At 34.6% G+C, this 11,712-nt stretch carries 10 protein-coding genes and 1 tRNA gene; 6 read left to right on the top strand and 5 right to left on the bottom strand.

Features of this window, described 5'->3' with window-relative positions:
* Positions 1–207: 207 nt before the first annotated feature.
* Positions 208–282: transfer RNA gene (locus KO524_RS10250), tRNA-Pro, on the bottom strand.
* A 176-nt stretch (positions 283–458) separates the two neighbouring features.
* Here KO524_RS10250 and trxB point away from each other — a divergent pair.
* Positions 459–1,403, top strand: a complete 945-nt coding sequence (gene trxB / locus KO524_RS10245; RefSeq protein ID WP_219293659.1) for a thioredoxin-disulfide reductase — start codon at positions 459–461, stop codon at positions 1,401–1,403.
* A 70-nt stretch (positions 1,404–1,473) separates the two neighbouring features.
* On the opposite strand, the gene KO524_RS10240 is transcribed toward trxB, so the two are convergent.
* Together KO524_RS10240 and KO524_RS10235 are read right to left on the bottom strand one after the other, a co-directional pair.
* Entirely contained in the window at positions 1,474–2,493 is a 1,020-nt protein-coding gene (locus KO524_RS10240) for a T9SS type A sorting domain-containing protein (protein WP_219293657.1), read from the bottom strand.
* 337 nt (positions 2,494–2,830) lie between these two features.
* The gene (locus KO524_RS10235; RefSeq protein WP_219293655.1) at positions 2,831–3,814 is read right to left on the bottom strand and encodes a T9SS type A sorting domain-containing protein; all 984 of its coding nucleotides are present in this window, start codon (positions 3,812–3,814) and stop codon (positions 2,831–2,833) included.
* A gap of 384 nt (positions 3,815–4,198) precedes the next feature.
* Here KO524_RS10235 and KO524_RS10230 point away from each other — a divergent pair, with 384 nt between their 5' ends.
* On the top strand, positions 4,199–5,152 hold the full coding sequence (locus KO524_RS10230; RefSeq protein WP_219293653.1) for an ABC transporter ATP-binding protein: 954 nt from the start codon (positions 4,199–4,201) through the stop codon (positions 5,150–5,152).
* 36 nt (positions 5,153–5,188) lie between these two features.
* Here KO524_RS10230 and KO524_RS10225 read toward each other — a convergent pair whose 3' ends face one another.
* Entirely contained in the window at positions 5,189–7,603 is a 2,415-nt protein-coding gene (locus KO524_RS10225) for a S9 family peptidase (RefSeq protein WP_219293651.1), read from the bottom strand.
* Positions 7,604–7,871: 268 nt separating this feature from the next.
* On the opposite strand from KO524_RS10225, the gene KO524_RS10220 reads away from it, so the two are divergent.
* The 3 genes from KO524_RS10220 to KO524_RS10210 all read left to right on the top strand — a co-directional run bounded on the left by KO524_RS10220 (position 7,872) and on the right by KO524_RS10210 (position 10,353).
* Entirely contained in the window at positions 7,872–8,879 is a 1,008-nt protein-coding gene (locus KO524_RS10220) for a 3-oxoacyl-ACP synthase III family protein (RefSeq protein ID WP_219293649.1), read from the top strand.
* Between the two features lie 241 nt (positions 8,880–9,120).
* Positions 9,121–9,462, top strand: a complete 342-nt coding sequence (locus tag KO524_RS10215) for a hypothetical protein (RefSeq protein WP_219293647.1) — start codon at positions 9,121–9,123, stop codon at positions 9,460–9,462.
* Positions 9,463–9,915: 453 nt separating this feature from the next.
* Positions 9,916–10,353 carry a carboxypeptidase-like regulatory domain-containing protein gene (locus KO524_RS10210; RefSeq protein WP_219293645.1) on the top strand — a complete coding sequence of 146 codons (438 nt, stop codon included), beginning with the start codon at positions 9,916–9,918 and terminating at the stop codon, positions 10,351–10,353.
* A gap of 368 nt (positions 10,354–10,721) precedes the next feature.
* On the opposite strand, the gene KO524_RS10205 is transcribed toward KO524_RS10210, so the two are convergent.
* A complete protein-coding gene (locus KO524_RS10205) occupies positions 10,722–11,057 on the bottom strand; it encodes a hypothetical protein (RefSeq protein WP_219293643.1) in 336 nt (111 codons plus the stop codon).
* 114 nt (positions 11,058–11,171) lie between these two features.
* Here KO524_RS10205 and KO524_RS10200 point away from each other — a divergent pair, with 114 nt between their 5' ends.
* Positions 11,172–11,462 (top strand): hypothetical protein, encoded by a 291-nt coding sequence (locus KO524_RS10200; RefSeq protein WP_219293641.1) that lies wholly within the window; start codon positions 11,172–11,174, stop codon positions 11,460–11,462.
* Positions 11,463–11,712 lie beyond the last annotated feature (250 nt).

Here is an 11,712-nt window from a genome sequence, read left to right as displayed (position 1 = left end):
GAGATAAAACAGCTTTAGCGCTTTTTTGTCGGGGTGGCAGGATTGCCTTCGCTATGCTGCGGCATCCTGTGGGTGGTGAATAGAGACAAAAAAGCAACTTAGTGCTAGACGCACTAAGCCTTTTTTTATGCGCTTTCACGGCACTTAAGCAAGCTTAAGCCGTTTTAGCGCATAAAAAAAGCCCTAACTTTCGTTAGAGCTTTTTTGTCGGGGTGGCAGGATTCGAACCTGCGACCTCCTGGTCCCAAACCAGGCGCGATAACCGAGCTACGCTACACCCCGTTTGTTTGCCTTATTGCGGTTGCAAATATAGTAATTAATTTTTATTGTACAAGATTAATTGTGTTATAATTTTTAATTATGTTACTATTGTTAATTCGAATCAAATTATAAGGAATACTTTTCAATAAAAACTTACATTTGCTAGGATGCTAAATACTAATTAAAGTAATAAGAACATGTCAACAATAGAAACGATTAAGTGCTTGATTATAGGCTCTGGACCAGCGGGATATACCGCAGCAATTTATGCAGCTAGAGCGAATATGAATCCGGTGTTATATCAAGGAAGTCAACCAGGAGGTCAATTGACTACTACGAATGAAGTCGAAAATTTCCCGGGTTATCCCGAAGGAGTAACCGGACCAGAGATGATGATTCAATTGCAAAATCAAGCGGAAAGATTCGGTACTGATGTCAGAGATGGGTGGGCTACTAAAGTAGATTTTACCCAAGCTGTTAAAAAGGTATGGATAAACGATACCATTGAAATTCATGCAGAAACTGTAATTATTAGTACAGGAGCTACAGCAAAATATCTTGGATTAGATTCCGAACAACATTATTTAAAAATGGGTGGAGGGGTTTCAGCCTGCGCCGTTTGTGACGGTTTTTTCTATAGAAATCACGAAGTGGTTATCGTTGGAGCAGGAGATAGCGCTTGTGAAGAAGCACATTATTTATCTAAATTGTGTAAAAAAGTAACCATGTTAGTGCGTAGTGATAAATTTAGATCTTCGCGTATTATGGAAGATCGTGTTCGCAATACACCAAATATCGAAATATTACTCAATACAGAAACAGAAGAAGTACTCGGCGACGGTCAAGTAGTAACGGGAGTTCGTGTTAAGGATAGAGCTACTGGTGCATTAAAAGAAATTCCAGCTACAGGATTTTTTGTCGCAATCGGACATCAACCTAATACGCAAATTTTTGAAAGAGAATTGGAAATGGATGAGGTTGGTTATTTGATTACTCAAGGAAAAACAAGTAAAACCAACATCCCAGGAGTATTTGCTTGTGGTGATGTACAAGATAAAGATTACCGTCAGGCGGTAACAGCAGCAGGGTCGGGTTGTATCGCAGCCTTAGATGCAGAACGTTATTTGGCGAGCTTAGATTAATCAAGTAGCTTTAATAAACAAAAAACGGCTGGATTTTCATTATGAAAATCCAGCCGTTTTTATTTATCGGTCATCGCTTTATAAACTTCAGTGTTTTATAGTTTTCAATTTTAATTAGGTAGATGCCGGGATTTAAGTTACTAACGCTGATGGGAGATCCAAGGCTTTGGTAGACTCCCGATTGAACTGTTTTTCCCAACATATCAAAAATGGAATAATTCACTCTATTGGTGTTGTTGTCTAAAGAAATATTTAAATAATCACTAGTCGGATTGGGGGATAGCACTATGCGTTCTGTAGTTTTTTTAGCGGTTTCTAAGCGAGCCTTTTTAAACTGATAGACCGTGCCGTTTTTTGGATAAGTACTCAAGGTTCCCAGTTTTTCCACTGAAAAACTTCCCTTAGGGTTTTCACTAGTTCCCGACAACGAATAGGCTGCGACTAATTCGTTTTCTTCATCAGCAAATTCGTTGCGAATAGCGGCTGTTTTAGCTATCATGACTTCGAATTTTGGAGTTTGTACTTCAGAAATGGAATAGTCATTAAAAAACAAATTAAAGTTGGTCATGGTGTTTCTACCATAGCGGTATTCAATCAAATCATTGTTTTCATAAAACCAAACTTGAAAATTAATACGCATAGTTTTGGTGTCTTTCTCAAAATATTCGTTTCCATTGGCTGCATTTGGAATCTCGATTTTAAGTATTCGATTTCCCGTTTCTCCTTCAACTTTATATTTTAAAAAGGTTTCACTCGAACTTTCAGGCGCACCAGGATTAAAAACATAACCCGGATCTAGAAGTTCTGCACTTTGTGCAATTAATTGATATTGAATTTTAGCTGTGTTTTTGGAATCCGCATAAAGGATTCCATTGTTGAGGTAGATGTTTTTAACCTCATCCTCCAAAATAGTGATTCTAAAGGGAATTGGTATGTGGTAGTTGTTGTAAAACCAGCTATTGGTATTCAGCGTAATTGCTGAAGTCAACTCATTATAGGGTTGCTCTACATGGCTAAAAATGTAGTTTTGGGCTTGACTAATAAAACCCGTTGTAAAAAGCATTAAAAAAATAAGTAGAAGTTTTTTCATAGGTATATATTATTTTAAAAGTTAGCATAAAAGCTATCGCTTTGTCTTAGTCTGTGTCTCTATTAAATACAGCTTAAGTTATAGACGATTTTATAAAAATAAAAAATGGGTTACCTTCAAAAATACTGATTTTTAAATGATTATTTCCTACTGTGAGTTGAATTAGTATATCTTTAGTGCTTCATTAACAAAGTGTTAGCTAATAAATCGGACTAGTCATTGTTTAGTTAATTCAATGTTTTTTATTGATGAAATAAGAGTCCTATAAAAACAATAGACTATTGCGAATCGAACTGAAATAAAAAGGGCTGCTTCGTTATTTGAAGCAGCCCGGTTTTTATTTTTTTATAAATTTTAATGCTTGACTTTGGTTGTCTAACTTCAGTATGTATATACCACTTGATAATAGGGAGACGTCAATTGTTTGGTCTGTTACTTTGCCCTGTTTTAATTTTTTTCCACTCATATCGAAAATACTATAAGAAACGTTGACATCAAAATCACCATTTATACGTAGTAGGTTTTCGGTCGGATTTGGAAATAAGGTAATGGTAGTGGGGGTTTTTTCTTGATGATCAACACTTAGTGTCTTTGGTGTAAAACGGTAAATGACACCAGTAGTAGGATAATCTAATAAAAAGGCATCTTGGTTTATTTTTAAAAGAGGTGCATTGCTACTTCCATGTAGCAAAAAACTCTTTTGAATTAGATTAATCAAATTATCATCTTCAATGCCTTCGTAGCTTATTTCTGCTAGACCACATCCCATAATCCCATCATATGCAAAGTCTTCTAAATCAACAATGTTATTTGGTCCGTAGTGATACGAAATTACGTTAGTTGTTTCGTGTAACCAGATTTGGAAATCTACAGTCTGGGTTGAAGAGTCAAATTCAGCAAATTCGTAATAACTTGCCGCGTTACTTACCTGAATTTTGAGAATACGGCTTCCAACAACTCCTTCAAGTTTTGTAGTTACTGTAGTCTGTGGATCTGCCGTAGGGTCTAAAGCAGCAAGGTCAATTAATTCTGGGCTAGCGAAAAGAACGCTAGAATAGAATTTGCCTTCAAATTCAAATTCAGTTGCTAAGCCATTTCCAGTAAAATAGACTACATCGATGGGTTTGCCAAATAATGAAAAATTAAAAGGGAGTGCGATAGAAGGGGCATCTTCTATTGAGTTCCAGGGTTCCGTAAATACAGGAGTAGCATTAACAAGTGTGGCATAGGTTTCATTTTGCTTTTCAAAATTATAATCCTGCGCATAAATGATAGGGGCGCAAAGGAACAACAGCAATGTAATCAAGTAGTTTTTTTTCATAATGGTTTAAAATTAAATTAGGTTATAAAAATAATGCTATTACGGTATAAAACTCTAATGTTTTGATAATATTAACTAATCTTTCAAAATATATTTTTTTATATGTATATGTTTATGTTTTTTTTAATGACAATTCTCTACTTTTTTTACCTTTAGACAAAGCTTACTTGATAGGTGAAAACACGAGAAAAGCAATCGCTTTAGTGAAAAATATTTTTTTAATGGTATAGAGTGTGATTTTTTTAGACTGATTTAATTGGTCCTATTAAGTCATAGGGGAAATAAAAATTACTTTTAATTTAATTGTGTTTTCAATGATTAAAAATTTAGGGAACGGTTTGCAAGTATTATATTTGTCTAGAATCAATTTTAAAAAAAGAAAGCATGTTGCGAATTGAAGCGGTTGGGTTTGCTTATGGCGAAAAGCGTGTTCTAAATGACATTAATTTACGCATTAACCCGGGTAATCACGTTGCTCTTTTGGGTGAAAGTGGTTGTGGGAAAAGTACGCTGTTGCAATTGATTTATGGTTTACACGATGCTAACGAAGGAAGTATTTATTGGAATGATAAAGCGGTTTTAGGGCCTAAATTTAATTTGGTACCTGGTGTGGATCAGATGAAATATTTGGCACAAGATTTTGATTTAATGCCGCACATTACTGTTGCAGAAAATGTAGGTAAATACCTTTCTAATATAAATATTACAGCAAAAAAAGCACGCGTTGGCGAATTGTTGGAACTGGTAGAAATGAGCGATTTTGCGGATGTAAAGGCTAAATTCCTAAGTGGGGGACAACAACAAAGAGTTGCTTTGGCTCGGGTATTGGCCGTAGAACCGGAGTTGTTATTGTTAGACGAACCTTTCAGTCATATTGATAACTTTAGGAGAAGTGCGCTTCGCAGGAATTTATTTTCGTATTTAAAATCAAAAGGAATTTGCTGTATTGTAGCTACGCACGACAGTATAGATGCTTTGGGATTTGCCGATCAAACCATCATCATGAAAGACGGACAAATTGTAGCTGCGGGTAATTCAAAAGACTTATATGAGTTTCCTGAAAGTAAATATATCGCCTCCTTATTTGGAGAGGTCAATGAATTACCTCTTTCTGATTTCGACCCCGAAATAGAGGGGCAGGATACGATGTTGTTGTATCCGCATCAATTGATGGTGTCGTCTAAGGGAGTTTTGGATGTAGAAGTAAAAGAATGTTATTTTAAAGGAGATGGTTATTTAGTTAAAGCGGCATTAAATAGAAGAGCGGTTTTCTTTGATCATCCTTTAGAGTTGGAGAAAGGTTTGCAACTAAAATTGGCCCTTAAAACATATCAATAAAAAAATCCGGAAATATTCCGGATTTTTTGTCTTTATCTATTTAAGATACTTTTCTAAGAATTGATCTTGTTCCCACAATAAGTGTAAAATGTTTTCTTTGGCAACATAACTATGACTTTCTTTGGGTAGTATGACCATTCTAACTGGAGCACCTAAGCCTTTAAGTGCTTGAAAATAACGTTCTGTTTGAAGCGTAAATGTTCCGGGATTATTATCGGCCTCACCGTGTACTAATAACATAGGAGTTTTCATCTTATTAGCGGTCATAAATGGCGACATCGCATTATAAACTTCAGGTGCTTCCCAATAGTTTCGTTGTTCGCGTTGAAATCCGAAAGGAGTCAAGGTTCGGTTATAAGCCCCACTACGCGCAATACCAACGGCAAATAAGTCGGAATGCGTCAGTAAATTGGCTGTCATAAAGGCACCGTATGAATGACCACCTACACCTACTTTTTTACGATTGATATACCCCAAATGGTCAACCGCGTCAATAGCGGCTTTACCATTGGCTACGAGTTGCTTTATATAAGTATCATTTGGTTCTTCTGTTCCTTCTCCAATAATGGGAAAGGAAGCGTGGTCTAATACGGCATAGCCCTTGGTTACCCAATAAACAAACGAACCGTAGTATGGAAAGGTAAATTCATTAGGATTGGAGCTGGTTTGGCCAGCGCTGTTCTTGTCTTTATACTCTGTTGGATACGCCCAAATTAATAAAGGCAGTTTCTCTGTTTTAGACTTACGGTCATAATTTTCAGGTAAATACAGTGTTCCAGACAGTTCTACACCATCTTCCCTTGTATATTTTATAACTTCCTTATAAACGTTTTTAATGCTTTCAAAAGGGTTTTTAAAATGGGTAATTGCTTGTAAATCGTCTTTTTTATTAATATTTCTAAAATAGTAGTTCGGGTAGTCACTACTGGACTCTAGGGCAACCAATACTTTTCCTTTTTTAAAATCTTCTATGGAATAAATGGTCTCCTTTTTATCTTTTAAAAGGGAAGTATAGCGTCTTTTTGTTTTTAAGGTATTAAGATTGAGCTCGTCTATAAAGGGGTTTTGTCCTTTTGCAGTATATCCTTCACCTATTAAAAACAAATGATTGTTTTCTATGGCTAAAACATAACGATCAAAAGAATTTTTTACCGTTTCAAAATTTCCCGGATCCGAATATACATCTTGTGAATTTCGATCAAAAACCACTTTTAAGTTTTGCTCTGTTTTTGATGGATCCAGTAAGTAGGTTTTTAAATTACGAGTATCATACCAGTGGTCATATAATATGGCGGTTTTTTTATCGCCCCAAATAATTCTATTATATCGTTGCGGCGTTTTTACTAAAGAAGTCGCTTCTTGATCGAATGGAGCATTCCAGGTGAAAACCTCGTCTCTAAATGGAACCGACGCTGCCGGGTCGCCCTGGTCTAGCGCCATCACATAGAATAAACTAGCGGCTTCATCGGCTCTCCAAGCCATATTTCGCTTACCTTCCCGTACAGCCATAAATCCTTTGGGTATGATTTCGTTTAAGGGAATATCATTTACGATTTTAATTTCTTCACCATTGCTGCTGTATACAATCGACTTCATAGGAAAGCGGCTTAGGGGAACTATATAGGAAAAGGGACGTTGTAAAGTGGTTACCAAAAGGTAATTGCCGTCAGGTGAAAAAGATTCGCCAACATACATGTCCGATTTTTTAAATAACTTTTTACTACCGTTTAAATCGATACGGTATAATTCGGAAGTAGTTAGGTTCTCAAAATTAACTTCATCGGTTTTGTTTTTTAATAAATCTTGATAGGTTCGGTTTTGAGACACCGTGCCTTCTACTGCAGTAGAAATAATTGGTCCTAAAGGAATATCGTTTTTTGGATTAATCAAGGGCGGACGGTTTGCGGGTAACATCCGTACTAATAAAGCTTTACTGTCTTTAAACCAGGATATCGGATTACCCACATTGGCATTTAAATGATGATCGGATATTTTTTTTGCTGTAGCAGTTGCTATATCCATTAACCACAATTCAACGCCTTGAGTAGAAGTATGTGTAAAAGCTATTTTAGATTCGTCGGGAGACCAAGATAAGTTGGTAATTCGGGGATTGGTAGGTAAATTTTTTATTTGTATTTCGTCGGTATCTTTAATCTTGCGTATCTTAAGATTATTGATATAAGTCACAGTGCTGGAAATATTGGTAATCGGATTGATTCGCAATCCCGCCAATTTCATTTCTTCCTCATTGAGTTCTTCTAGTGTTTTATAAGTATTGCGATAGCTCAATAATAAGTATTCTTTTTTTGAATCCATAGAAACCGTAGGGGCTCTTTCAAAGTCAGTAAGAGCTAAAATCTCTTTTGATGGTTTCTGATAAGTGATGTTTTCTTGTGCAAGCATAGTAGTTGATAGAAATAATCCCAGTAACGATGCGTAAAATATCTTCATGTAGCGTTAGGTTTAATTGATGAAAAAGGCAAGTTACTAAAAAAAAACAGCATTCCATTTTTAAGCAAAGGACATTTAAGAGAATCATAACTGAGTAGTAGTAATTCGTGTCTTTGCAGAAGGAATGGCGTGCTTATTAAAAATGGAGAATCGCTTTAAATCGAAAAAACTCCTAGGGAATAACCAAATTTCAAATATGTAAATCCAAAAGCTAACTGGTATTCTAAAAAGTGTACTTTTGTTTTATAAACAAACTAAACTCACCATAATGTTTCAATCAAAAATAACTGGATTGGGATACTACGTACCAAAAAATGTAGTCACCAACAACGATCTGGCTAAGATCATGGATACCAATGATGAATGGATAGTAGAGAGAACCGGTATTCACGAACGTAGACATATAATAAAAGGAGAAGATACCACCACTAGTATGGGGGTTAAAGCGGCAAAAATAGCTATAGAAAGAGCGGGTATTTCTAAAGATGATATTGATTTTATCGTTTTTGCAACCGTAAGCCCAGAATATTATTTTCCTGGTCCCGGTGTATTGGTGCAAAGGGATTTGGGGATAAAAACCATAGGTGCATTGGATGTTAGAAATCAATGTTCGGGTTTTTTATATGCACTTTCCGTTGCAGATCAGTATATCAAAACGGGAATGTATAAAAACATTTTAGTAATCGGTTCCGAAGTGCAATCAACGGGTCTAGACATGACCGATCGTGGGCGTTCCGTATCGGTGATTTTTGGAGATGGCGCTGGAGCAGCAATTTTAAGTCGTTCCGAAGAGAAGGACAAAGGAATTCTATCCACCCATTTGCATTCAGAAGGTGCGCATGCTGAAGAATTAACTGTATTGGCTCCTGGAATGGGTAGTCGTTGGGTTTCGGATATTGTAAAGGATAATGATCCTGAAGATGTTTCTTATTTTCCACACATGAATGGACAATTTGTATTTAAAAATGCTGTAGTGCGATTTAGTGAAGTTATTAAAGAGGGATTGGAAGCCAATCAATTAGAGGTAAAAGATATCGATATGTTAATTCCTCATCAAGCGAATTTAAGGATATCGCAATTTATCCAGAATAAATTTGGACTGTCAGATGATCAGGTCTTTAATAATATTCAAAAATACGGAAATACTACGGCAGCTTCTATTCCAATAGCATTGACAGAGGCATGGGAAACCGGAAAAATAAAGTCTGGCGATTTACTTGTTTTGGCTGCTTTTGGAAGTGGATTTACTTGGGCAAGTGCGGTAATTCGCTGGTAGATAAGCTGCCACGGAAACAGCGGTATCCAAAATAGAAATACCGACAACGATTTACAATCGAGCAAATAAAAAAAAACACTACTTTCTAAAGAAGGTGGTGTTTTTTTATGGCACTAGGTAGTTTTACTGTATATTTTGTTAAATTTAATCAAAAATTAAAAATATTCGTTTTTAAATACTTATAATTAATTCGATTTGTTGGTTTTTTTTAATATGTTTACGATTAACCAATTTTATTATTATGAAAAAACTATTAGTACTGGGAGCTTTTATGTTCTCATTAGGAATCTTCGCACAGCTTACATCTGATCACACTTACATTATGACTGATTGTGGAGTGGCTCAAAAAGCTTACGTTTCGGAATTTAGAACACAGGCTGGGTTAGAGGCTTTAAAGCAATCTGCAAATAACTGGTATTGCGTTCAAAACAAGTATTGTACACTACCATCGTTAAAGACAAGATTAAGCTTTGATGATATTTTTATGATGAAACACGGTAGAACGCCAACTGTAATGGAAAGAATCAGGCTCGATAGATGTACGCCAGTTGATTTTGATCCTGGTATTGTTATCTATAATTAGATTTTTAGTATTTACATTTTCAAATAAAAAAGCGACCTAAGTGGTTGCTTTTTTATTTATCTTGTTAATAGTTCCTTCGAAATATGCTACTTATAACTATTCATCTGCTCCGGTTAAGTATGTCGTTCACAAATTAGGCTTGATTTGATTTCTTGTTTACGCATTTCTGTATAAGGCTATGATATTTACATGTTTATTTTTAAAAATAAATATTTGAAAAGAAAAAATATTTATGGATATTACAATTCTTATTTCGATAGTAGCCTTAGTTCTGACATTAATTAGTGTTGTGAATACAAATTAGTTTTTCGTCGTTCTATTTGCTTAATAATCTAAATATGGTTTTGTATTAACAGCATATAAATTTTAAAGAAAATATTCCTAAGTTTGTTAGAGCACCTTATTCTGCTGTCCTAAAGTTTGAAACTCACAATTAATTATAGCTACGCTTAAATGAAAAAAATAGTATTAATTTTCACTTTATTTATTTCGGTTTTTACTGTATTCGCTCAACCAACGCTGATTAAAGGTGTTTTGTTATCTAGTAATGATGGACTGCCTTTACCGGGAGGTATAATAGAAGAGGTGGGAAAAAAGAATATGGTATCGACAAATTTAGAGGGTGAATTTGAAATTTTAATGAATCTCGATAAAGAAGCCTGTTTAGAGTTTGCTTATATGGGATTTGAAAGTAAAATGGTAAAAATCACTCCAGATGAAAGTTATTACAAAGTATCTATAGCTGAAATAACTGAAACTATGGAAATAGTAATAAATACTGGATATGATGTTAAGCCAGAACGAAATATAGGCTGTGCTGGGCTGGGTAGGATTAGATACGAGGATTTAAAAATAGAAGGAATTCCACAAGTTAAATTGAAAGTACAATAGGAGTTGGAAAAATTGAAGATACGTAAATGATAGGTTTACAGTAGCTTTAGTGAAGTTTTACGAAGTAAACAAAACAAATACTTTAATAATTCAACAAAAAAGGCTTTGAGATAACAGGGCGTTTTTTTGCAAAATATTTAGAGGAAAAAAGTTGGTTAACTATGTGCGAAATAAAACGAATTATTTAAAAATGTAGAAGATTGTATGTCTTTAGCTGCGTTAAAGTACGTGAGTGGTCGAGCTGATGCAGGGATAAAAAAAAGCCCTTACATTGTAAGGGCTTTCTAATCAAGTAATTGTAAAATAACTCAGTGACCTCGACTGGACGTTAGACCAATACTTAACTTGTTGATATACAGTTTTTTGTTTTATTTCTGGAGGCCTTTTTGTGCCAAAATTTCCTGGATTTTCTCCGTATGTTGTTGGATAGCATTTAAATGTATATTGATATCCATTTTGTTTTTTTCTTTTACCAAATTCAGGTGGTCCTCATTATTATACTTGATCACTTCATCTCCCTTCAATAAATAATTTAAATCTATCTCCGGAAAATGTTCCAATAATAGGTAGAGAAAAGACTTACTTATAGTATCAGCATTCATCCATCTAGATACTAAACCTTCGTTGTATTCTAGTTTTGTGGCTATGTCTCGATTGTTCATGCCTTTGGCATCAAAAAACGCCTTTATTCTATATTTGTACATAATTTAGAATCATTATAAATTACACTAAATAGTAAAAGTTTTAGGGTTTAAAGTTTTACTAAAAAGTAAAACTTTTTTATGTTTGTTATAATTAATGACAAAAATATTAATACTATGACAAAAGTACTAAAAAAAAACGCACGCCAAAATAGTCATTTACAAAAATCCATAGGTATTGACATACATATCAAAAAAGCATTTGAAATTATTGAAGAATTTCTTCCAGACAATTATGTACACCTTGTACAGAATAAGGTGTCTTTCTCTCCAGGGACCATTAGAAACGTCAAATTCAAAAAGAAAGGTAATGTGATAATCATCAATGCTTTGTTAGAGGTCTCTTTAGAGAATATGGAGGCAATTGAAAAACTGAAGTGTTTAACCAATAAAGGCGACATACAATGATAAACCTAGTAAAACACCAGGAAAAAGGGCTATTTGAAATAGGGATTCCAAGGGCGGATTATAATATAAAGGCTATTCATTAAGAGATGTTTTATCCTTCTAATTGAATAGCCTTTTGTTTTTTTAGTATGCTATGGAGTGAAAATTTAATGTTTAACTAAAAAGTAAAATGATTGTGATTGAAGTTACAGCAAAATTTACTCAAGAAAAAAAGTTATTACAAAAGTAAGCGAATGATTCGTGCAAGAAA

Source organism: Flavobacterium sp. NKUCC04_CG, from assembly GCF_019345525.1.
Taxonomy (GTDB): Bacteria; Bacteroidota; Bacteroidia; order Flavobacteriales; family Flavobacteriaceae; genus Flavobacterium.
Note: the sequence above shows the minus strand (reverse complement) of the source record. Positions and strands in the feature narration are given on the sequence as shown.

Excerpts from the sequence above, each read along its gene's own strand:
- trxB (WP_219293659.1), top strand. The coding sequence starts at position 459 with ATGTCAACAATAGAAACGATTAAGTGCTTGATTATAGGCTCTGGACCA.
- KO524_RS10240 (WP_219293657.1), bottom strand. The coding sequence starts at position 2,493 with ATGAAAAAACTTCTACTTATTTTTTTAATGCTTTTTACAACGGGTTTT.
- KO524_RS10235 (WP_219293655.1), bottom strand. The coding sequence starts at position 3,814 with ATGAAAAAAAACTACTTGATTACATTGCTGTTGTTCCTTTGCGCCCCT.
- KO524_RS10230 (WP_219293653.1), top strand. The coding sequence starts at position 4,199 with ATGTTGCGAATTGAAGCGGTTGGGTTTGCTTATGGCGAAAAGCGTGTT.
- KO524_RS10225 (WP_219293651.1), bottom strand. The coding sequence starts at position 7,603 with ATGAAGATATTTTACGCATCGTTACTGGGATTATTTCTATCAACTACT.
- KO524_RS10220 (WP_219293649.1), top strand. The coding sequence starts at position 7,872 with ATGTTTCAATCAAAAATAACTGGATTGGGATACTACGTACCAAAAAAT.
- KO524_RS10215 (WP_219293647.1), top strand. The coding sequence starts at position 9,121 with ATGAAAAAACTATTAGTACTGGGAGCTTTTATGTTCTCATTAGGAATC.
- KO524_RS10210 (WP_219293645.1), top strand. The coding sequence starts at position 9,916 with ATGAAAAAAATAGTATTAATTTTCACTTTATTTATTTCGGTTTTTACT.
- KO524_RS10205 (WP_219293643.1), bottom strand. The coding sequence starts at position 11,057 with ATGTACAAATATAGAATAAAGGCGTTTTTTGATGCCAAAGGCATGAAC.
- KO524_RS10200 (WP_219293641.1), top strand. The coding sequence starts at position 11,172 with ATGACAAAAGTACTAAAAAAAAACGCACGCCAAAATAGTCATTTACAA.